Here is a 21,773-nt window from a genome sequence, read left to right as displayed (position 1 = left end):
GCGCGACCCCGCGTCGGCCTAGCGTTTTTTGAATCGATCGAGTGGGCTGAAGCGCATCGGTCCTACCCTACTGGCGAGACGTCTTTCGCGCTTGCTGCATCAAAGCCTTCACCCGATCACATGACGCAATGCTGGGTTGTCGATCTCGGCTGCGGGTCTGGGCTGAAGACCCGTGTCATCGTGGAAGCAATCGCCGCTTCAATGCCGACCACGCTGTTTGCAATCGATATTTCCGCTGCCGCCTTACGTCAATGCGCCTTCACGATGTCGGACCTCACCGCAGTCAAGGTCACCTCATTCGAGGGCAGCTATTTGCCTGGATTGGAAGCACTACGAGATAGCAGACAGAACGACGCGCCCCTGCTGGCACTTTTTCTCGGCAGCTCGATCAGCCAATTCGCCGTTCACGAAATCGAACCGTTCCTCGGCCAGGTTCGCGCGCTGATGAGACCAGGAGACGCGATCTTAATCGGCGCAGACGGAATCCGTTCCCTGGCCGAGATGATCGCGCAGTACAACGACGTACTGGGCATCGAAGCCGCGTTCGATAAAAATGCGCTCAACGTCGTCAACCGTACCCTCGGCGGCAATTTCGATATCGCGGCATTGGCAGCACGCGCGGGCTTCGTGTTCCAAGCCGAGTGGCGCGACGCCAAGACCGGCTTCGCGGATACGCTGTTGTACTGCCCGGCAAACAACGGCACGACAGACGCGCACAAATAAAAACACCCTTACCAGGACAACGTCGCCGTCCTGGTAAGGGTGCCGATCCCGACAGCGCACGCCGTGTCAGATCCGACCACCATCGTCGGCATCCGAAGCGCGCGCCGCCGCTGCGCTTACTTCTTGAACGCAGCCAGGCCTTCGGTGATTTCCTTCTGCGCCTTGTCCTGACCTTCCCAGCCTTCGACCTTGACCCATTTGCCCTTTTCGAGCGCCTTGTAGTTCTCGAAGAAGTGCTTGATCTGGTCCTTCAGCATCGACGGCACGTCGTCGATCGACTTGATGTCCGCCGTCGCCGGGCAGATCTTGTCCGCCGGCACCGCAACCAGCTTCGCGTCCACGCCGGATTCGTCCGTCATGTTCAGCATGCCGACCGCACGGGCGCGCACGACCGAACCGGCCAGCAGCGGGAACGGCGTGATCACCAGCACATCGACCGGGTCGCCGTCGCCGGCCAGCGTCTGCGGGATATACCCGTAGTTCGCCGGATAACGCATGCCCGTACCGATGAAACGATCGACGAACAGCAGGCCCGTTTCCTTGTCGGCTTCGTACTTGACCGGGTCGCTTTGCGCCGGGATCTCGATGATCACGTTGAAGTCGTTGTTCTGCGGATCCTTGCCCGCCGGGACGTCATTGAAACTCATAGCACACTCTCAGTGTTGTTCAGGTTTTGCAAAAAGGATTCAAACGCGGCCGGCGCGGCCCGTGAGACCCCACGCCGCCGTCATGGCATTAGTGTAAATCAAACGCGCGAGCGCCTTCCCGATAATGCCGCGCCGCCTCGTCGGCATTGCCCAGCGATTCGTACATATCGCCCAGCAGCCGATGCGTGCGCACCGTCATGGCCGGATGATCGGCATATTTCAGCGCCGTCTCGAGGAACGATTGCGCCTTGCCCCATAAGCGCTGTTGGATGCACAGTGCACCCAGCGCGAAACTCAGGTCCGGATCGTTCGGATGGGCAGCCTGCCAGGTCTCGGCACGTTGAATCGCCGGGAGCGGGTCCGAGCCGCCGCAGCCGCCGTACCGTCGCACCAGCTTGCCGTCCCACTGCACCGCCAACGCTTGCTCGACGATCCGGCGTGCATCGTCTGCACGGTCGAGGTCGATCAACAGGCTGGCCGCCAGATCGGCGACGCGCGGCGCAAGCCGCGTATCGGTGGGCAGATTCTTCCAGGCTTCCATCAACTTGACAGCATCATGCCGACGTTCACGCAATGCATGCTCGGCCGCCTGGCGCTTGGTCTGCGCCGCGCTGGCCGGGTCGATCGCTTCGCGCTTCTCCAGCAGCTTGACGATGCGCAATACGTCGTCCCAATGATGCAGATCCTGGTGCGCCCGCAACGCCAACTGCTGCGCGCGTAGCCGTCGCGCACCTTGCGCCTCCAAGGCATTCAGAGAGTTCAATGCCGCCTGCGGATCGTTCGCGTCCTCTTGCATCTCGGCCAGCGCGAGCAGTTTCGCATCCCACCAGGCATTGCCCTTGATACTGTCGAGCCAGGCATCGCGACGCGCCGTCTCCCGCATCCGATGCGCCGCGAGCGCGCCGATCATACCGGCGCTGTCGACATTGTCACGCACCGCGGCGGCACTGCGCGCCGACTTCTCCGCGCGCGAGAACCGACCTGAATGGAAGTGCGCGAGCGCATCGCGTAATGCCGCATTGGCCTTTGCGGTGCGCGAGCGCGAGCGGAAACCGGCGAAACGCTCCGGCATTTTCCAAATGCTGCGCAGCAAGCGGATCGCGATATACAGCACGACGAACAGGGCGACGATCGCACCGATCAGCACGTGCAGCGTCATATCGAGCCGATACGGCGGATACAGCAGAATCACATGCCCCTGCTGCGCATGACCCGCCAATGCAAACCCGACAGCAATCGCGAACAGCGCCGCGATCCAGATCAATCCTCTGAGCGTCATCGTGTCAGCCTCGCGACTTGTTCTGACGCAAGGCCTGCAGGCTGCCGTCGATCGTGGGAACATCGACATGCTGCGCCGCGGCACGTACGCTGGCGATCGTCGTGCGGACCTGCTCGACCGCTGGCGCCGACGGGTCGAAATACTTCGCCAGCGCATCGTCCGCCGCCGCCAGATCCGACTGCATCGCCGCCTCGTTATGCGCAAGCAGCGACAGGCGCGCGGACAGCAGGCGCAACGTGACATTCTCACGCAGATACGCGTCCTGGTCCGGCGCAATCAGCATCGCGTCGGCGCTCGACCGATCGATACGCCGGATCGTGACCATCCGCGATGCCGAATCACCGGCACGATGCGTCAGCTTCGCCCATGCCGCCCGCCAATACGCCGCAGTGAACACGCCGCCCTTGTACCAAGGCGCAATCGCAGCGTCCGCAGCGGCGTCCGACGCGGAGGCGGCGGGCATCGACGCCGCCGTCGAAGACGAGGCCGCCGTGCCGCCGGCATCCGCGCGCGGCGCGACGTCGCCCGAGAGCGGGAGGCCATCCACCTTGGCGATCGCTTGGTCGAGCCGTAACGCAAGGCCCGGTACGTCCACCACCTTCACCGCGTTCAGCTTGTCGATGTCGGACGCAATCGCGCGGCGCACATCGAGGACCTGCGGCGCGCTGCTGGTCGACAGCTCGCTATCGGCGTTCTGCAACGCGTATAACGCCATGTGGACGTTGCCGGTGAGCTGCAACTGCTGGTTCGCGCTCGACAGCGTTTGCTCCGCCTGCGTCATGACCCAATCATCATGGTTGCGCGCCAGATCCTGATACATCTGCCGCAAGGCCTGTTGCTGCGTTTGCGTGTCGCTGACTTTTCCGGACAAGGCGGTCAACTGCGCGTTCAATTGCTGCGCGGCGCTCAACGATTGCGCGCTCTTCTGCTGCGCATCGGACAGCGCCGAATCGCCCGCAGCCTGGTGCGCACGCACAGCGTCCAGCGCATGGTTGAATCGCTCGTTGAGCCACCAGCCGCCACCGGCGGCGCCCGCTACCGCCACAACGACTACGACCCAGAGCAAACCGACGGTTCCGCGACGCGCGGCGCCATTGCCCGCAGGGCTACCGCCCCCCCGATAGGAGGCACCGAATCGCTTGGACGCGCTTGTCTGCGCGCCTTGCGCCGCCGAACCGGAAGCGGCCGTCGCGCCGGGTGAAGCCGCTGCCGTGGCAGCCGTATTGCCTGTCTTCTCTTCTGTCATGCCGTCGGTGTTCTGCTGTTTTGTCAGTCGTTCGGAGGCCGCGAAAATCGTGCGGGCCAGATTCAGATCCCCCGCACCGGGATGCCATATCGTATCAAAACCCGCGCGTTCGGCTGCATCGGCGATTCGCGGATGCGGCGCCAGCACCGGCATGCGAAGCAAGGCCCGCAGGCGTTCGCCCTCGCCAAATCGGGCGCCCGCCAAGGCGCGCAGATTGCGCACCGCCTCGGAACTGCCCAGCACCCACGCTGCTGCCCCAGCCTGCGCCGGTGGCGCGTCCATCGCCGCCTCGATCGGGCGCCACGCCGCGGTGTCCGGGCTCGGCAGCATGCGCCGATACGCGCACGCGATATCGATACGTGCGCCGGCGTCCCGCAACAGGTCCGCGAACCACTCGCGCCCCCCGTCGCCGCGCACGATCAAGACACGCGCGTCCTGCCACGCCGCACGCGGCACGACGGTATCCAAAGCGGCAACGAGGGCTTCCGAATCGAACCGCACGGCATCGCTGCCCTGCGTCGCATCCCCGGAGCGCATCGCGGCCGCGACCGTATCGGCGCCCTCGGGCGCCACGAGGCGGTGGCTGGCCGGATGGATGCCGTGCTCGCCCAGGGCAAGCAAGGTCCCGGGCCCGACCGCGGCGATCAGCGTGCCGCCGCTAAAAGGCGATGAGAGCGAAGGGCGCGACGAATAGGCTTCTGCATCGCCGTCAGCGATTGCCGATGGCGATGGCGACTCGGCCGCCAGGCTGGCGCCTTCGACCGCGGGCCCCAAAGCATTATCGGCACGCCAGACAGCGGCCAGATCGAGACCCTGCGACGCCGCATACGCGAAGGCGTGCGCGACGGCATTCGGCGAGACGAAGAACACCAGACGATAGGCGCGCGGCGACGCCTGCAGCGTCGCCAGGACGCCTTGCAGCGACGCCACATCGTCGGTCGGCGCGATGCCGATCAGCGGAAAATCGATCACCTCGACGCCGCCCCGCGCCAGCAGCGTCGCCAACGGTGCCGATTGCCCCGCCGGACGCGTCAGGATCGCCGCGAAAGGGCGCGCCGTACTCAAACGGGGCGACCCGTTTCGGCATCGTCCGCACGGGGCGCACCGCCACCCGCACCGTTGCCGGTATCGCCCGCGGCAATCGACGACGCCGAGGCGGCGCTCGACACCGGCGGCGCGGACGGATTGCGATCGCCACCATGCGAGACGAGCGCGTTGACAATCTCCAGCGCGCCTTGCTGAATCAATGACTCGGCCACTCTGCGGCCAATCGACTCCGCGGCATCCGGCGTGGTGGCCGCCCCTTCTCCATGCGCTTGCAGTGCATGCGAGCCGTCCGGCATCGCCACGCGCGCGCGCAGGCGCAGCTCGCCACGACCACCGCCGGTACCGGAGGCTTCGTCGGTTGCGTCGGACCAGCTTGCAAATGCGGCGATCGGAACCTCGCAACTGCCGCCCAGCATCCGCGACACGACGCGTTCCGCTTGTACCGCCGATGCCGTCGCGGCATGGTGCAGCGGGGACAGCCAACGCGCCAGATCCGGACGGTCCGCGGCGATTTCGATGCACAGCGCGCCTTGACCAACCGCCGGCAAGCACGCGTCGGTATCGAGCAAGGCGCTGATCCGGTGCGCCAACCCCAAGCGTTTCAGACCGGCCGCGGCGAGAATGATCGCCGCGTAGTCGCCGCGATCGAGCTTTCCAAGACGCGTGTCCAGATTGCCGCGCAGGCTGGCCACCTGCAGATGCGGATAGCGCGCGCGGATCATCGACTCCCGACGCAAACTCGAGGTGCCCACCACCGCGCCCGGCGGCAGATCGTCCAATGCCGTCAGCGTCGTGCCCTGACGCGCCACCAACGCGTCGCGTGGGTCCTCGCGCTCCATCACCACCGTCATCAGAAAACCGTCCGGCAATTGCATCGGCACGTCCTTGACGCAATGGACGGCGAGATCGGCACGCCCTTCGGCAAGCGCGGCTTCCAGCTCCTTGACGAACAAACCCTTGCCGCCCACTTTGGACAGCGTGCGATCGAGAATCTGATCGCCACGGGTGGTCATCCCGAGGATGCGTACGTCGCATTGCGGATAAAGGGCCCGGAGCGTCGCTTGGACATTCTCGGCCTGCCACATCGCGAGACGGCTTTCGCGCGACGCGATGATCAGACTAGAGGGCGGCTGAGCGGATGCATCGCCGAACAAAGAGGAAGAGACATTCATCGACTTGGCGCCCCGGCACGGCTGGACGCACGGGCACCGGTGCCCTCACCGTTCGCGTCGCCTGACATGCAGGACGCCTGGACAAGCGGTGCGGACGCAGTGGCCCGTCGTCCCCGCCTTGCCGCCTGGGCGATTAACAACACAGGGTGATCGACGGAATCAACAGCAGGATTCAGCGTTATTAACCGCGCCGGGAATCGTCGCGCGGCAGGACCGCGACCCGATATCGGCGTCGGCTGCACGGGCTACCGGGATCGATCCCGACAGCATCGCGCAATGCCTTGCATGGTAGCACGGCCGCAACGGCCGGCCGCGCGACCGAATCGCCGGCCCACCGGGGCGGAGCCGAGCCTCCGGGCTTGCTATAATAGCGGGCTTCGCTGCCCCCGGCACCGCATCGCCATCGTCCAGCAAGACCGGCCGACGCGGCACGGTGTCTCGGCAGCGCGCCCTTTTTGCTGTATCCGATCCGCTCCAACGTCATCGCCATGACCACCTCCCAATTTGCCAAGAAAGCCGAAGCGTGGTCCGCGCGCTTCAACGAACCGATGTCCGATCTGGTCAAGCGCTACACGTCGTCGGTCTTTTTCGACAAGCGCCTCGCGCTGGTCGACATCGCCGGCTCGATCGCGCACGCCACGATGCTGGCAAGACAGCAGATCATCGGCCAGGAAGACCTGGCCGCGATCGAGCGCGGAATGGCGCAGATTCGTGGCGAAATCGAACGCGGCGAATTCACCTGGCAATTGGACCTGGAAGACGTGCATCTGAACATCGAGGCCCGTCTGGTGGCCTTGATCGGTGATGCCGGCAAGCGCCTGCACACCGGCCGTTCGCGCAACGACCAGGTCGCCACCGATATCCGGCTGTGGCTGCGCGGCGAGATCGATACGATCGTCGAACTGCTGCTCACGTTGCGTGGCGCCTTGATCGATCTGGCCGCGCAACATGCGGGCACGATCATGCCGGGCTTCACCCACCTTCAAGTGGCGCAACCGGTGACGTTCGGGCATCACCTGCTGGCCTACGTCGAAATGTTCACGCGCGACACCGAACGGATGCGCGATTGCCGCAAGCGCGTCAATCGCCTGCCGCTGGGCGCCGCGGCATTGGCCGGGACGACCTATCCGATCGATCGCGACTTCGTCGCCGCCCAATTGGGTTTCGACGGCATTTGCGCGAACTCGCTGGACGCCGTGTCGGACCGTGACTTCGCGATCGAATTCACCGCGGCCGCGGCATTGGTGATGACGCACGTCTCGCGTTTCTCGGAAGAATTGGTGCTGTGGATCAGCCCCCGTATCGGTTTTATCGATATCGCCGACCGCTTCTGCACTGGCTCGTCGATCATGCCGCAAAAGAAGAATCCGGACGTGCCGGAACTGGCACGCGGCAAGACCGGCCGCGTCACCGGGCATCTGATGGGTCTGTTGACGTTGATGAAGGGCCAGCCGCTGGCCTACAACAAGGACAATCAGGAAGACAAGGAACCGCTGTTCGACACGGTGGACACCGTCGCCGATACGCTGCGTATCTTTGCCGAAATGGCGGCCGGCATCACCGTCAAGGCCGACGCGATGCGTCATGCCGCGGCACAAGGCTTCTCGACGGCCACCGATCTGGCCGACTACCTCGTAAAGCGGGGCCTGCCCTTCCGCGACGCGCACGAAGCCGTCGCGCACGCGGTGCGGATCTGCGTGGACCGCGGCTGTGATCTGGGCGATCTGTCGGTAGCGGAATGGCGCACGGAATTGCCGGCCGTCGCGCATCTGCTCGGCGACGACGTGCCGGACTACCTGACGCTGGAAGGCTCAGTGTCGGCGCGAAACCACCCGGGCGGCACGGCGCCGGAACAAGTGAAGGCCGCCGCCGAAAAGGCGCGGGCGGCGTTGAACGCCGCAGGCTGAATCACCGCGCCGACGGCCGCCTCGCAGAGCGCGGCCGTCGGCAGGTTGCTTACTTCGTGCCGGTCTGCGCTTTCCAGCGGTTCAGAATGGTCTGCGCAAGATCGTCGTAACTGCCGCCGAAATGGTGGCCGCCGTCCATCTTGACGATATTGACGCCACGCTTGGCCAGTTCCGGGCAAGCGGTGTCATCCTCTTCCACGCCGTAGAAGCATTGCAGCAGCGGCACCGGAATCTTGGCGGCTTCGGGCAGCGTGGACAAGGCCGCGCTGCTGGCCTGCATACCCAGCCAGCCGGTCACGCGAATCTGGAAGTCCGCCTTCGGCGAAAAACCCATCAGCGTGATCAAAGACACCTGAACCTTGTCTTCCAGCGGCAGGCGATTGTAGACGAAGGGCATCACGTCCGCACCGAAGGAATAGCCGATCAAGGCCACATGCTCGGTGTGCCAGCGACGTCCATACACTTCGATGATCCGGGCAAGGTCACGCGCCGTCTGCTCGGGCGTGTGCTCACTCCAGAAGTAGCGCAACGCATCCACCCCCACGACATTGACGCCGCGCTTCTGCATCGCCTCGGCCACCGATTTGTCCAGATCGCGCCAACCGCCGTCGCCTGAAATCACGATGGCCAGCATATCGCTCGGTTGGGCCGCAGGCATCGCGACCAGCGGCAAGTCGGAGACGTCGTCTTTGGGCGGCGTGCCCGTCTGCGCCAGATGCGGCGTCACGAGCGTGGTCATGACATCCGCGTCGGGCGTGCCCTTCGGGAAGTACTTCGTCACGAGCGGACGGCCACCGGTCGAGATCGCCGGCATCACGCTCTCGCCGCCGGTGGAAGCCGCGCTCAGGAAGCCGCTGGGGCCGGCACCCTCTTTCATCTCATCGTTCTTGCACGGCGCGAAACGTGGGTCCAGCGTGGCGTCGGGATCGACGACGATGGCCCCCGCCAGCGTGTTGGACGGCGCGCGACCGAGCGCCCGCTCCGCGACCAGCGCACCTTGACCATTGCCGGCCAGGATCGGCAGGAAGTAGCGCGAGGAATGCGCTTCGCGCTGCAATTGGTGACTGACCGCTTCGGCATCGCCCACCAGATAGTGGCAGCCGCTCGGGTCTTCTTTCTCCCGTGCGAGACGCGCGGCGTACCGTGACGTATCGACGCCGACGACCATGGCGCCATTCTTCGCCAAGGCCTGCGCCGCGTCACGATCCGCACCCTGCCACCCGCTCTTGCTCGAATACAGCAAGACAAAGCCGCGCAACGGGCCGACCGGGGCATAGTAAGTGACATCGCCCAACAATCCGCCGGAGATCGTCTTCTCGCCGGTGGCCGCCGGTTGCGGCGGCGCCGGAACCGCAGCGGGCGCCGTTGCCGCTTTCGCCTGGGTGGCGCCCGACGGACCGCCGTGACCACCATGACCACCATGACCGCCGTTTCCGCCATGGCCACCGGCCGCGAATGCGGTGGGTGCCGACAAAGCCGCCAAGCCAAGCAGCGTGGACAACAATGCACGTCCCATCGCACGCATCACCGGCTTGGTCCGTTTGTCTGGCCGGCCCGACGTTTCCGTCGCCACACCGGCCGCTGTCTGTGCGAATGTCATGCCCGCCTTGTCGGCCCGCCCTGCCTGTGTCACATGCTCCGCTTGTTGCAGCGCCATGCGCCCACTTTCTGCCCCGCTCATGCTCGACCCTCTTTCCCGCTGAAATTGATGTCGACAACCGTCGTCGACCTGATCCTGCCTGTGTGATGCGTGTGTGATGCCTGTGTCTTACCGTATCGCACCGATCGCCGCGCCAAAGACCCGCCGTCGTGCAGTCGAAACGCGATTCGATGCACAACGGTTGACATCGGTCATCACCCTGCTGCGCGTTGCCGCACCATCGCGCCGGCCATCAGGAGCGCCAGCCGCCCGCCAGAAGCGACAGGTCCGCCAGCGTCAGCAACACGCCGACCGAGCCCGATGCCGCCAGGTAACGCGGCTCCCAATTCGGCGTGAACTTGTTCTTGAACGCGCGCAAGCCGCGGAAGTTATAGAAGCGGCCGCCAAAGCGCCAAGTCAGCGCACCCAGACGGAACCACGGCGACGCCAACGGGCTCGGCGTCAATCCGGACAACGGCGACATGCCCAGGCTGAGTTTGCGCAGACCGGCTTTCTTGAGGTGCAGCGCCAGCGACGTGAAGAGGAATTCCATCGTGTAAGGCGATGCCTCGTTCAAGTGACGCATCACGCCGATGGTCGCCTCTTCATTCAAATCAGTCGTCATGAAAGTGCTGAAAGCCACCGGCAGGCCGTTCTGCGAGATGACGATGACGCTTTGCGATGCCAGATAGTCGGCGGTAAAAGCCGCGACCGAGAAGCTCTTCTCTTTTGCCGAGCGACTATCGAGCCAGGCGTCGGAGATGCGTCGTAGCGTCGGAACGTACGGTGCAACCGCCGATTTATCGACCACTTCGAACGTCAGCCCATCGCGCTCGCCGCGCTTCATCGCATAGCGCAGATTGGCACGCTGCGGCCCGGTCATCTCGAAGGCATGCAAATCGATTTGCGCCTCTTCGCCCAGTTTGACCAGCGTCAGACCCGCATCCAGATACAGCGGCAGCGCCTCGGCACGGACCTGATAAAACGCCGCGCGGCCGCCATGCGCGTGCGCGAGTGTGACGAATTCCCGGATCAGGCCGGCCCATTCATCGCGTGCGCCCACCGGATCGTGCAAGGCGGCCCAGGTACGGCCCCGCTTCGCATACATCAGGAAGGATCGGCGCGACGTCGAGAACAGGAAACTCTTGTCGCCCATCATGGCGAGACCGGCATCGCTGCGCGGCTGTGCGCGAACGATGCGCCCGGCATCGGCGATATCGGACTCCGGCGGCACGACAAAGCGTCCGCGCGCAGGCCGCAACAATTGCCATACCGAGATCGCCGCCGCCAGCAGCACGGCACCTAGCACCGTCCGCAGCGCACGCGGCGCGCGGTCGTCGAACGCGAATGCGGACCACAAATCGCCGCTATAGGGCACGTTGCGGAACGCATAGAACATCAGCCAGACCGACAAGGCGACGACGATGCCGACCGAGACCATCCAGGCAAAGGTAAAGCGCTCGGCGAACAGCGACGACGAACGATTGAACTGACGCCGGGACAGCAGCAGCAACGCCAGGATGATCAACAACACACCGGCCTCGAAGAACGCGAGGCCCTTCGTTACCGTCAAGGCCAGGTTGACCGCGACCAGAATCGTCGCCAGCCACCAGGCCGCATCGAGGCGCCGCATCAAGCCACGCGCGACGAAGAGCAGTAAAACACCGAACAAACTGGCCAGCACTTGCGAGCTTTCGAGCACCCAGAGCGGCAGCCAGTTTTGCAGCACCACCAGGCGCGTCTTGTAGGCCGGCACCGCCCCCGACAGCACCAGCATGCTGCCGACCGCGAACGTCAGCGTGCTGAGAAACACCGGCACCAGCCAGCTGATTCTTTCCGACGCCAGCTTCGATTTCAGCAAACGCCCTTCGAAAATCGCCAACGCGGCCGCCGATGCCACCAGCGGCAGCACGAAATAGATGACGCGGTAGGCCAGCAAGGCGCCGACGATCGACGACAGCGGTACGTCGCGTCCGAGCGCGAACGCCATGGCGGCTTCGAATACGCCCAGACCGCCCGGCGTATGACCGATCATGCCGAGCAGCAGCGCAGCCGAATAGATCGCGACGAAGTCGACGAAACTGACGCCCGTCGTGTGCGGCAGGATGACCCAGAGCGCGATCCCCGCCGTCACGACATCGGCAATCGAAAACACCATCTCCGCCGCCAGCACGCGTCGTGCGGGCACCGTCAGACCGAGCGCATTGAACCAGCGCTTCCAGCGCGGCAGAGCCGGTGCGGGCGAGGCCACCGCAGGCGCGCCGCTGCCGTCGAAACCCGGGACGATCTCGATGGGCTCCCCCACCAGTTCGATGCTGTTCGCGCGACGCGGCTTGCTGCCCAACTGCACGGCACGCGCTTCCTTGCCGCAGCTTGCAAACAGGGCGACGAAGGCAAGCACGATCAGCGCGCCGATCACACGCAACACCCAGGCGGGCGCGCGGAACATCGGGGCAAGTGCGGTGGCGCAGAACAGCATGCCGGCGCCGGTCATCAAGGCCAGCGTCAAGGCCAGCGTCACGCTGGTGAACGCGGTAAGCCGGCCCACCTGCGCCGGCTGCACGCCATCCGCGCCATAGACGCGCACGCGTACGGCGCCGCCGGTAAAGGCGCCGAAACCGGTCACATTGCCTAAGGCCGAACCGACGCTCGCGCCGATCCACAAATTGGTGCGACTGACCTTTGCGCCGACATACCGCAAACCGGCCCAATCGCGTGCCACGAGCGCCACATAGCTAAGTGCCGTCGCGGCCAGCGAGGCACCCCATACGCTCAAGCTGAGCGCCCGTAATTCGTGGACGATTTGCGGATAGTCGACGCGACGCAGAATATGTTGAAACACCAACAACAGGACAACGCAGATCGCCAGCGCCGCGAGGGGCCCTAGAAACCGCCGGGCCGATCCGTGCACCAGCACGAATGGCTTGCGCCATGCGGCACGCGCGGAGGGAGGGAGTTCTTCGGGGGCTTTCATTGTCGATCCAGGCGGTGACATCCGGCGCCTGGCGCCGGCGCAGTGATTAATATCTCAGACAAGTATCTCAAAGAACGTCGATGCGGTGCGGCTGCTTACTGAATTCGCACAGGGTCTTACAGGTTTGTCACAGATTTGGGGCCAACGTCCCGCCGCCGATGCGGTGAAAAAACGACAGGCGTGCGATGACGCCGATGCCAGCCCTGCGCAATGTCACGCAAACCCGTGGAGCATGCCGCGTGCCGGATATCGCCAGGCGATATCGACCGCGAGGGTGAGAAACCACACGCCGCCCAGTGCGCGCGTGCGATACGAGACGCCGACGCGCAACGACGTCGGCGAGTGATGGACAAACCGGGTCAGCGCACGCAGTCGACGAAATACTCGATGCGACCATTGACGACTTCGCCTACGAGACCGTGGATATCGGTATGGAAGCCCGGGAAGCGCTCGTTGAATTCTCGGGCGAACTTCAGATACTGGACGATGATCTTGTTGAAGCGCTCGCCCGGCACCAGCAAGGGAATGCCCGGCGGGTAAGGCGTCAACAGGATGCTCGTGACGCGGCCGTCGAGCTCGTCGATCGGCACCCGATCGATTTCACGGTGGGCCAGCTTCGCGAAGGCATCGGCCGGTTTCATCGCCGGCTCCATGTTCGACAGATACATCTCCGTCGTCACGCGAGCAATATCGTTCGCGCGGTAGACGCTGTGGATCTGGTTGCACAGATCGCGCAGCCCGACGCGCTCGTACTGCGGGAACTGCGCGGCGAACTCCGGCAGCACGCGCCACAGCGGTTGGTTCGCGTCGTAGTCATCCTTGAACTGCTGCAACTCGGTGACCATGCTGTTCCAGCGGCCCTTCGTGATGCCGATGGTGAACATGATGAAGAACGAATACAAGCCGGTCTTCTCGACGATGATGCCGTGTTCCGCCAGATACTTGGTCACGATCGCGGCCGGGATGCCGCTTTCGCCGAACTCCCCGTCGATGTCGAGGCCCGGCGTCACAATCGTCGCCTTGATCGGATCCAGCATGTTGAAGCCCGCGGCCAGATCGCCGAAGCCGTGCCAGCGGTCGCCTGGACGCAGCATCCACTCCTCGCGGTCGCCGATGCCTTCCTCCGCCAGCGCATCCGGGCCCCAAACCGAGAACCACCAATCTTCGGCGTAATCGTGTCCGACCTTGCGCATCGCGCGGCGGAAGTCGAGCGCTTCGGCGATCGATTCCTCGACCAGTGCCGTGCCGCCCGGGGCTTCCATCATCGCCGCCGCCACATCGCACGACGCGATGATCGCGTAGTTCGGGCTGGTCGACGTGTGCATCAGATACGCTTCATTGAAGCGATGCTTGTCGAACGTTGATTGCGCCGAATCCTGCACCAGAATCTGCGATGCCTGCGAAATGCCGGCCAGCAGTTTGTGCGTCGAGTGCGTCGCGAACACCAGCGCGCGCGTACGCGGCCGATCATGGCCCATCGCGTGCATGTTCTGATAGAAACTATGGAATTCGGCGTGCGGCAGCCAGGCTTCGTCGAAATGCAGCGTATCGACCAAATCGCCGAGCAAGTCCTTGATCATCTCGACGTTGTAGACGACACCGTCGTACGTGCTCTGCGTGATCGTCAGGATCCGCGGCTTCATCGACGGATTCTTCTGCATCGCCTCGCGCGCGAACGGGTTCGCCTCGATCTTCTTGCGGATGTTCTCCGGGCGGAATTCGTCGAGCGGGATCGGGCCGATCAGGCCGTAGTGGTTCCGTGTCGGCGTCAGGAAGATCGGGATCGCGCCGGTCATCGTGATCGCATGCAGGATCGATTTATGGCAATTGCGATCGACCAGCACGATGTCGCCCGGCGCCACCGTGGCGTGCCAGACGATCTTGTTCGACGTGGACGTGCCGTTGGTGACGAAGAAAAGATGGTCCGCCGAGAAGATGCGCGCCGCATTCTGCTCCGAGCGCGCCACCGGACCGGTGTGGTCCAGCAACTGCCCGAGCTCGTCCACGGCATTGCACACGTCGGCGCGCAGCATGTTCTCGCCGAAGAACTGGTGGAACATCTGTCCCAACGGGCTCTTCAGGAAAGCGACGCCGCCCGAGTGCCCCGGGCAGTGCCACGAATACGAACCGTCGGCCGCGTAATGCGTCAGCGCGCGGAAGAACGGCGGCGCCAGCGAATCCAGATAGGTCTTGGCTTCGCGGATGATGTGGCGCGCCACGAACTCCGGCGTGTCCTCGAACATATGGATGAAGCCGTGCAATTCGCGCAGCACATCGTTCGGGATGTGCCGCGACGTGCGCGTTTCGCCATACAGGAAGATCGGCAGGTCGGCGTTGCGACGACGCACGGCATCGACGAAGGCGCGCAACGCGACGATCGCGTGCGCCAGCTCGCCGGACTCGTTGTCGTCGACGAGGCCGAACTCGTCGTCGTCGATCGACAGAATGAAACAGGACGCGCGGCTGGCCTGCTGGGCGAACGAGGTCAGGTCGCCATAGCTGGTCAGGCCGAGCACCTCCATGCCTTCTTTCTCAATGGCTTCCGCCAAGGAACGGATGCCGGAACCCGAGATGTTCTCGGAACGAAAATCCTCGTCGATAATGACAACGGGAAAGCGAAATTTCATGCGGAGAACTCCGTCGAAAGCGCCGAATGCGATGGAAGCACGCTCGGATGGACGAAAACGCGTCAAAAAAAGCGTAGCGGTGTGTTGATCGGAATAGGCAAGCGCCGCGTCACGTAGCACGCGGACCGCCAAGCCTGGCCGAACAATGTGAAGCCTGTGCGAAAAATCCCAACGCGGACCGATTGCCCCCATCGACGCAGGAAGATCGCGCCAATGAGAGCGTCGACCGCCCCGTCGCTCAGGTCTTCGGCAGCGTCACGCCGACCTGCGACTGGTACTTCCCGCCTCGGTCGCGATACGAGGTCTGGCAGACTTCGTCGCTTTCGAAGAACAGGACCTGCGCCACGCCTTCATTGGCGTAGATCTTGGCAGGCAATGGCGTCGTGTTCGAGAATTCGAGGGTCACATAGCCCTCCCATTCCGGCTCGAACGGCGTCACATTGACGATGATGCCGCAGCGCGCATACGTCGATTTGCCGAGGCAGACCGTCAACACATTACGCGGAATCCGGAAATACTCGACGGTCCGCGCCAGTGCAAACGAATTAGGCGGGATGATGCAGACATCGCCCTTGAAGTCGACGAATGATTTTTCATCGAAGTTCTTCGGATCGACGATCGTCGAGTTGATATTGGTGAAAATCTTGAATTCGTCGGCGCAACGGATATCGTAGCCATAGCTCGATGTTCCGTAGCTGACCACCTTCTGGCCGTTCTCACCCACCCGGACCTGATCAGGCTCGAACGGCTCGATCATATTGGTGGCCTCCGCCATACGGCGGATCCAGTTATCGGATTTAATCGTCATCTCGGGCAGGCGTCTTCAGCTAGCGCGCGGGCGCGCCGCGCGGGGGTTCGGTAAAAAGCGGGGCGGCGAAAGCGGTCCGGCAAAACCGGCATTCTACTTGATTGGCGCGCCGCGCAAACGGTGCTTGCGCCGCAGGGGCCGCATTGCCGCATTCGCCAGGCGGCCCTGTCGCTTCCCCGCACGTGTGCGATCAGCGATGCACGATGCCGCAGGCCAGCGCCTCGCCCGCCGGATCGGCCGCCGTCACCGGGGGAAGCGGCCAGCGCAGATGGACGCTCTCGGGCGTATCGCCCGGCACCTCGACGCGTCGCGGCGCCTTGCCCCGGCCCTTAGCCGATGGTTTGGCCGGGTGCGCCGCGGACGCGGACGCAGCGCTTCGATCGGCTGCCTGCTTGGCGGAGGACGCCGATTGCGCCGCGGCAAGGGCCGCCCGGTCGACAAAGCCGGTATGCACCACCAACGTCCGGCCGACGATCGAGCGCAAGCCGTCGAGCGACATTCCCGGCAACACGAAGAAACCGACCGCGCTGCCGGTTGCATCGGCCCAGATCCGCGTCAAGGCATCGTCATGCGCACTGGCGGCAGACGCGCCCGGCGTCAGATCGGGCACGCTGCTGTCCCGCTGCGCCGACAACGCCGTGCCCGGCGGCACGATATCGGCAAGCTCCAGGCGCGGCCCGGCATGACTCGCCTCGGTGCCACCGCAATCGCCGCCCTGATGCAAGGCGAAGGCGTGCGCGGTGTTCGGCGCGAGCCCGACGATATCGTAGGTCACCTGGACGCCCTCGGGGCGCTGCGTCAGGGCGACGGTGCCATGCGCGGTATGCCCCAGCGTCGCACGCAGCGTGGCGTCGGCGCGGATCGGATGAGAGCCGAACACGGCGCAGCCGCCCAGCGCGGCGCTGACCATCCCGACGATGCACGCCGCGCGCGCATGACGCCACCATGGCCGCGGTTCGATTACCGGTGCGAGCGACAGCGCAAACGGAGCCATGACCAGCCGTTCTTCGGGCTGCGCCTCGCCACGGATCGCTTGCTTACATGCGGTCATCTATCCTCCCTGCGCCTAGGTGTTCTGTACGACGATGGTCGGGAATTTCGCGGACATGTCGCGATGCTTACCTGCCACCGAAACCGCGATACGACGGGCGATATCCCGATAGGCCGCGGCGATTGTCCCCTCCGGCGCGGCGACCACCGTCGGCGTGCCGGCATCGGCCTGCTCCCGAATCGCCATGTCCAGCGGCAATGCGCCGAGGAAATCAACATCATAGTCCCCGCACATCTTTGCTGCGCCGCCCGTGCCGAAGATGGGCTCGGCATGACCGCAATTCGAGCATACATGAATGCTCATATTCTCCACGATGCCAAGAATCGGAATGCCGACTTTCTCGAACATCTTCAACCCCTTGCGGGCGTCGAGCAAAGCCAGATCCTGCGGCGTGGTCACGATCACGGCCCCGGTGACCGGCACCTTCTGCGCGAGCGTCAGCTGAATGTCGCCGGTCCCGGGGGGCATATCGACGATCAGATAGTCCAGATCCTTCCAGTTCGTCTGATTCAATAACTGATCGAGCGCCGACGACACCATCGGCCCGCGCCAGACCATCGGATTGTCCTGCGCCACCAGAAAACCGATGGAATTGACTTGCAAACCATGGCCGACCATCGGCTCCATCGATTTGCCGTCGATCGTCTCGGGCTGGCCGCTGATACCCAGCAACAGCGGCTGCGAGGGGCCGTAGATATCGGCATCCAGCACGCCGACGTTGGCACCGTCGGCAGCCAGCGCAAGCGCGATATTGGCAGCGGTCGTGCTCTTGCCCACCCCGCCCTTGCCCGATGCGACCGCGATGATGTTCTTCACGTTGGGCAGCAGCTTCACCCCGCGCTGCACCGTATGCGCGACGATTTTGTGGTCGACGTCGATCTGCACGACCTGCTCGGAAACGACGCCGCCGGCCGCCGCCACGACGGCGCTCACCGCGTCGGACACGACCGCCCGCAGGGCCGGCGCCGCCGACACCGACGGATAACCGACGGTGATTCCGACCGAAATCCGACCGCCCTCGACGCGAACGTCATGGACCGCCTTGGCCGCGCCGAGCGTTCCGCCCGTATGCGGGTCGACGACCGCCGCCACCGCGGCTTCGATGCTTTGTTGACTCACCATCCTGACTCTCCTTCCTCCTTGCATCGGACATTTTGCAAGGCACTGTTACATCGGTTGCTTCAACAAGCGCCTAACGGCATCCTGCTGCTACGATAAATACGATTGCGCGATCAAGCGGCTCGCTCGAGTGCGGTGCAACACGTCATGCCGTCCGCCTGCGCCCGCCGATGTCTGCCGAGTGTGGCTGATCGCGCCATTGTAAGGCGAGCCGGCTTTCTTGATCGGTCGGGCTTACGGCCGATTACAGCCGATCCGACGATTTTCGTGATGTCCAGCGGTGGCGGCCCGAGCCGCCACTGCCTCAAACCCGCTTGGCAGTATCGCACTCGCGTCAGAAAGAGGAGTTCCAGATGAACAGCAAACGTCTTACCGCCCGTCAGCACGCCGGCCTCACGATGTCGCCGGTCGCGCCTTCCGCCCACCACGACGCGATCGGATTCCAGCGCGCTCCGGCGCGCGGCGCCTCGCGCCTGGCCGCGCTGCCGGCCATCGGCCTGCTGTGCGGCGCAATGTTATTTGCTGGCTGCGCAAATCAGCAACAGACGAACACGGCCGTGGGCACCGGCGCCGGCGCGGCGGTGGGCGCCGGCATCGGTGCGCTGCTGGGGAATCGCACCGGTGCGATCGTCGGGGGTACGCTGGGTGCAGCCGCCGGCGGCATCACCGGCTATAACTGGAACGCGATCAAATCCCGCCTGAGCGGCGCCAGCAAGGGCACCGGCACGCAGATCACCGAGCAACAGGACGGCTCGCTGAAGGTCAATATTCCGAATTCGATCTCGTTCGCCACCGACAGCTATCAGGTCATGCCGTCGTTCGCGCCGATCCTCGATCAGGTCGCGCAATCGATGCAGCAGAATCCCGAACTGGTCGCGCAGGTTGTCGGCCACACCGACAGCACCGGTAGCCCCGCGTATAACCAGACGTTATCGCAGAACCGTGCGGGCAGCGTTGCGGGTTATCTGGTTCAGCGCGGCGTTGCGGGCAATCGCTTGACCGCCGAGGGCCGCGGTGAGACGCAGCCGATCGCCGACAATTCCACCGAAGCCGGCCGTGCGCAGAATCGTCGCGTCGAAATTTTCCTGCGAGCCACGCGCCAACACGGACAGTAGAGCGAAGTTGAGCAAAAGATAGGCGACGTTAGGCGGCGTAGAAAATCCTGTAGTTTTTTAAGAAAAACTGCGAACTCTATCGCTCCGCGCATGTCTGACTTAACGGCGGGTGAAGGTGCCTGACCCTCACGCGCCATTCTCCTCTTGTCGTTGTTGCTCCGGGGCGCTATGCCCCGGTCTTTTTGGCGTGGACTGTTAGAATCGGGGGCTTCAGCCTGTACCGAACTTCTTTCGAACGCCTTATGCCAGCCAACGCTTCCCGACGCCTGCTTGTCACGTCCGCCCTGCCCTACGCGAACGGACCGATCCATATCGGCCATTTGGTCGAGTACATTCAGACCGACATCTGGGTCCGGATGCATCGAATGCACGGTCACGAAGTCTATTATTGCGGTGCCGACGACACGCACGGCACGCCCGTCATGTTGCGCGCGGAAAAGGAAGGCCTGACCCCGAAGCAATTGGTGGAGCGCGTCTGGACCGAGCACAAGCGCGACTTCGACAACTTCGGCATCTCGTTCGACAATTACTACACGACGGACTCCCCGGAAAACAAGGCGCTGTCCGACAGCACCTATCTGGCGCTGCGCGATGCCGGTCTGATCGAGACCCGTGACATCGAGCAGTTCTTCGACCCGGTGCGGGCCATGTTCCTGCCGGACCGCTACATCAAGGGCACCTGCCCCGTGTGCGCGGCGAAGGACCAATACGGCGACTCCTGCGAGGTATGCGGGTCGACCTACGACCCGACCGAATTGAAGGATCCGTATTCCGTGGTGTCCGGCGCCACGCCGGTGCGCAAGACCTCGACGCACTACTTCTTCACGCTGTCCGATCCGCGCTGCGAGTCGTTCCTGCGCGAATGGGTCGGCAAGCTGGCCCAGCCCGAAGCGACCAACAAGATGCGCGAGTGGCTCGGCGAAGAAGGCGACAACAAGCTCGGCGACTGGGATATCTCCCGCGATGCGCCGTATTTCGGCTTCGAGATTCCCGACGCGCCGGGCAAATACTTCTACGTCTGGGTCGATGCCCCGCTCGGCTATTACGCCAGCTTCAAGAACCTCTGCGCCCAGCGCGGCATGGATTTCGACGAGTGGGTGCGGCCAGACACGACGACCGAGCAATACCATTTCATCGGCAAGGACATCCTGCGTTTCCACACGCTGTTCTGGCCGGCGATGCTGCAATTCTCCGGCCATCGCACGCCGACGAATGTTTTTGCGCACGGTTTCCTGACCGTCGACGGTCAGAAGATGTCGAAATCACGCGGCACCTTCATCACGGCCAGCAGCTTTATCGACACCGGCCTGAATCCGGAATGGCTGCGCTATTACTTCGCGGCCAAGCTGAACAGCGCCGTGGAGGATATCGATCTGAGCCTCGACGATTTCGTTGCGCGGGTGAACAGCGATATCGTCGGCAAGTACGTCAATATCGCCAGCCGGACCGCCAACTTCCTAGTCAAGCGTTTCGACGGCAAGGTGCTCGACACGGTGATGTCGCATCCTTTGCTGCAAAAGCTGCGCGACGGGATCCCGCAAGTCGCGGCGCATTACGAGTCGCGCGAATACGGTCGTGCGGTACGCCTCGTCATGGAACTGGCGGATGCGGTGAACGGCTTTGTCGATAGCGCGAAACCGTGGGAACAGGCAAAGGACGACAGTCAGACCGCGGCGCTGCAGGAAACGTGCAGCATCAGCCTGGAAGCGTTCCGCTTGCTGACGATTGGCCTGAAGCCGATCATGCCGCGCCTCGCCGAGGCCGTTGAAAACCTGCTCGGCGTGGCGCCGCTGACGTGGGCCGACGTGGCACGACCGCTGTCTTCGTCGCAACCGGTGTCGCCGTATAAGCACCTGACGACGCGCGTCGATACGAAGCAGATCGAGAAGTTGCTGGAGGCGAACAAGGACTCGCTGACGACCGAAGCCGCCAAGCCGACCGCAGCGGAAGCGGCGGCGAAGAAGGCCGACGGCAAGGGCAAGGCCGCTGCAACCGGTGGCGCACCGGCGACGGCGAAAGGCGCGGCCGCGGCGGACGACGAAACGGACCCGATGATCACGATCGACGATTTCATGCGCGTCGATCTACGCGTGGCGCGGATCGTCGACTGCAAGGCCGTCGAGGGTTCGACCAAGCTGCTGCAGTTGTCGCTCGATCTGAACGAAGGCCGTCTGCGTAATGTGTTCTCCGGGATTCAGTCGGCGTACAAGCCCGAGGAGCTCGTCGGTCGATTGACGGTGGTCGTCGCGAATCTGGCACCGCGCAAGATGAAGTTCGGTATCTCCGAAGGCATGGTGCTTTCGGCGGCCGGCAGCAAGGACCAGCCCGCGGAAGGGCGTGGCCTCTGGGTGCTGGAACCGGATTCGGGCGCCCAACCCGGCATGCGCATCGGCTAAGTCCGGCGCTGTTTCAACGAGGC

The 21,773-nt window shown here is 64.1% G+C and carries 14 protein-coding genes; 4 read left to right on the top strand and 10 right to left on the bottom strand.

Going from position 1 to position 21,773, the window contains the following annotated elements; translation table 11 throughout:
* The first annotated feature begins 120 nt into the window (after positions 1 to 120).
* Positions 121 to 723: an L-histidine N(alpha)-methyltransferase gene (locus ABEG21_RS04820; RefSeq protein WP_347556119.1), complete on the top strand. Its 603-nt coding sequence runs from the start codon at positions 121 to 123 to the stop codon at positions 721 to 723.
* 116 nt (positions 724 to 839) lie between these two features.
* On the opposite strand, the gene ppa is transcribed toward ABEG21_RS04820, so the two are convergent.
* The 4 genes from ppa to hemC form a co-directional block, all read right to left on the bottom strand.
* Positions 840 to 1,370: an inorganic diphosphatase gene (ppa, locus tag ABEG21_RS04815; RefSeq protein ID WP_347556118.1), complete on the bottom strand. Its 531-nt coding sequence runs from the start codon at positions 1,368 to 1,370 to the stop codon at positions 840 to 842.
* Between the two features lie 88 nt (positions 1,371 to 1,458).
* Positions 1,459 to 2,649: a heme biosynthesis protein HemY gene (locus ABEG21_RS04810; protein WP_347556117.1), complete on the bottom strand. Its 1,191-nt coding sequence runs from the start codon at positions 2,647 to 2,649 to the stop codon at positions 1,459 to 1,461.
* 4 nt (positions 2,650 to 2,653) lie between these two features.
* Positions 2,654 to 4,960 carry a fused uroporphyrinogen-III synthase HemD/membrane protein HemX gene (gene hemDX, locus ABEG21_RS04805; RefSeq protein WP_347556116.1) on the bottom strand — a complete coding sequence of 769 codons (2,307 nt, stop codon included), beginning with the start codon at positions 4,958 to 4,960 and terminating at the stop codon, positions 2,654 to 2,656.
* Positions 4,957 to 6,114 (bottom strand): hydroxymethylbilane synthase, encoded by a 1,158-nt coding sequence (gene hemC, locus ABEG21_RS04800; protein ID WP_347556115.1) that lies wholly within the window; start codon positions 6,112 to 6,114, stop codon positions 4,957 to 4,959. Before hemC ends, hemDX begins: the two co-directional genes overlap by 4 nt.
* A gap of 488 nt (positions 6,115 to 6,602) precedes the next feature.
* Here hemC and argH point away from each other — a divergent pair, with 488 nt between their 5' ends.
* Positions 6,603 to 8,021 carry an argininosuccinate lyase gene (gene argH, locus ABEG21_RS04795; RefSeq protein WP_347556114.1) on the top strand — a complete coding sequence of 473 codons (1,419 nt, stop codon included), beginning with the start codon at positions 6,603 to 6,605 and terminating at the stop codon, positions 8,019 to 8,021.
* 49 nt (positions 8,022 to 8,070) lie between these two features.
* Here argH and ABEG21_RS04790 read toward each other — a convergent pair whose 3' ends face one another.
* From ABEG21_RS04790 to apbC, 6 genes are all read right to left on the bottom strand, one after another.
* Positions 8,071 to 9,702, bottom strand: a complete 1,632-nt coding sequence (locus tag ABEG21_RS04790) for an AcvB/VirJ family lysyl-phosphatidylglycerol hydrolase (protein WP_347556113.1) — start codon at positions 9,700 to 9,702, stop codon at positions 8,071 to 8,073.
* A 211-nt stretch (positions 9,703 to 9,913) separates the two neighbouring features.
* Entirely contained in the window at positions 9,914 to 12,655 is a 2,742-nt protein-coding gene (mprF, locus tag ABEG21_RS04785; RefSeq protein WP_347556112.1) for a bifunctional lysylphosphatidylglycerol flippase/synthetase MprF, read from the bottom strand.
* 338 nt (positions 12,656 to 12,993) lie between these two features.
* Positions 12,994 to 15,261: an arginine/lysine/ornithine decarboxylase gene (locus tag ABEG21_RS04780; protein WP_347556111.1), complete on the bottom strand. Its 2,268-nt coding sequence runs from the start codon at positions 15,259 to 15,261 to the stop codon at positions 12,994 to 12,996.
* Positions 15,262 to 15,499: 238 nt separating this feature from the next.
* Entirely contained in the window at positions 15,500 to 16,069 is a 570-nt protein-coding gene (dcd, locus tag ABEG21_RS04775; protein WP_347556110.1) for a dCTP deaminase, read from the bottom strand.
* A 190-nt stretch (positions 16,070 to 16,259) separates the two neighbouring features.
* Positions 16,260 to 17,120, bottom strand: a complete 861-nt coding sequence (locus ABEG21_RS04770) for a superoxide dismutase family protein (RefSeq protein WP_347556109.1) — start codon at positions 17,118 to 17,120, stop codon at positions 16,260 to 16,262.
* 15 nt (positions 17,121 to 17,135) lie between these two features.
* Positions 17,136 to 18,242 (bottom strand): iron-sulfur cluster carrier protein ApbC, encoded by a 1,107-nt coding sequence (gene apbC, locus ABEG21_RS04765; protein ID WP_347556108.1) that lies wholly within the window; start codon positions 18,240 to 18,242, stop codon positions 17,136 to 17,138.
* 509 nt (positions 18,243 to 18,751) lie between these two features.
* Here apbC and ABEG21_RS04760 point away from each other — a divergent pair.
* Positions 18,752 to 19,354, top strand: a complete 603-nt coding sequence (locus tag ABEG21_RS04760; protein ID WP_347556628.1) for an OmpA family protein — start codon at positions 18,752 to 18,754, stop codon at positions 19,352 to 19,354.
* Between the two features lie 242 nt (positions 19,355 to 19,596).
* Positions 19,597 to 21,750 carry a methionine--tRNA ligase gene (gene metG / locus ABEG21_RS04755; RefSeq protein WP_347556107.1) on the top strand — a complete coding sequence of 718 codons (2,154 nt, stop codon included), beginning with the start codon at positions 19,597 to 19,599 and terminating at the stop codon, positions 21,748 to 21,750.
* The last annotated feature ends 23 nt before the right edge of the window (positions 21,751 to 21,773 follow it).

The organism is Robbsia sp. KACC 23696, assembly GCF_039852015.1.
In the GTDB taxonomy this organism is placed as follows: domain Bacteria; phylum Pseudomonadota; class Gammaproteobacteria; order Burkholderiales; family Burkholderiaceae; genus Robbsia.
This window is presented reverse-complemented; position numbering and strand designations above follow the sequence as displayed.

Coding starts and splice junctions, on each gene's coding strand:
- ABEG21_RS04820 (WP_347556119.1), top strand. CDS start 121: ATGACGCAATGCTGGGTTGTCGATCTCGGCTGCGGGTCTGGGCTGAAG.
- ABEG21_RS04780 (WP_347556111.1), bottom strand. CDS start 15,261: ATGAAATTTCGCTTTCCCGTTGTCATTATCGACGAGGATTTTCGTTCC.
- argH (WP_347556114.1), top strand. CDS start 6,603: ATGACCACCTCCCAATTTGCCAAGAAAGCCGAAGCGTGGTCCGCGCGC.
- dcd (WP_347556110.1), bottom strand. CDS start 16,069: ATGACGATTAAATCCGATAACTGGATCCGCCGTATGGCGGAGGCCACC.
- ABEG21_RS04790 (WP_347556113.1), bottom strand. CDS start 9,702: ATGAGCGGGGCAGAAAGTGGGCGCATGGCGCTGCAACAAGCGGAGCAT.
- metG (WP_347556107.1), top strand. CDS start 19,597: ATGCCAGCCAACGCTTCCCGACGCCTGCTTGTCACGTCCGCCCTGCCC.
- ABEG21_RS04760 (WP_347556628.1), top strand. CDS start 18,752: ATGTTATTTGCTGGCTGCGCAAATCAGCAACAGACGAACACGGCCGTG.
- ABEG21_RS04810 (WP_347556117.1), bottom strand. CDS start 2,649: ATGACGCTCAGAGGATTGATCTGGATCGCGGCGCTGTTCGCGATTGCT.
- ABEG21_RS04770 (WP_347556109.1), bottom strand. CDS start 17,120: ATGACCGCATGTAAGCAAGCGATCCGTGGCGAGGCGCAGCCCGAAGAA.
- mprF (WP_347556112.1), bottom strand. CDS start 12,655: ATGTCACCGCCTGGATCGACAATGAAAGCCCCCGAAGAACTCCCTCCC.
- hemC (WP_347556115.1), bottom strand. CDS start 6,114: ATGAATGTCTCTTCCTCTTTGTTCGGCGATGCATCCGCTCAGCCGCCC.
- apbC (WP_347556108.1), bottom strand. CDS start 18,242: ATGGTGAGTCAACAAAGCATCGAAGCCGCGGTGGCGGCGGTCGTCGAC.
- ppa (WP_347556118.1), bottom strand. CDS start 1,370: ATGAGTTTCAATGACGTCCCGGCGGGCAAGGATCCGCAGAACAACGAC.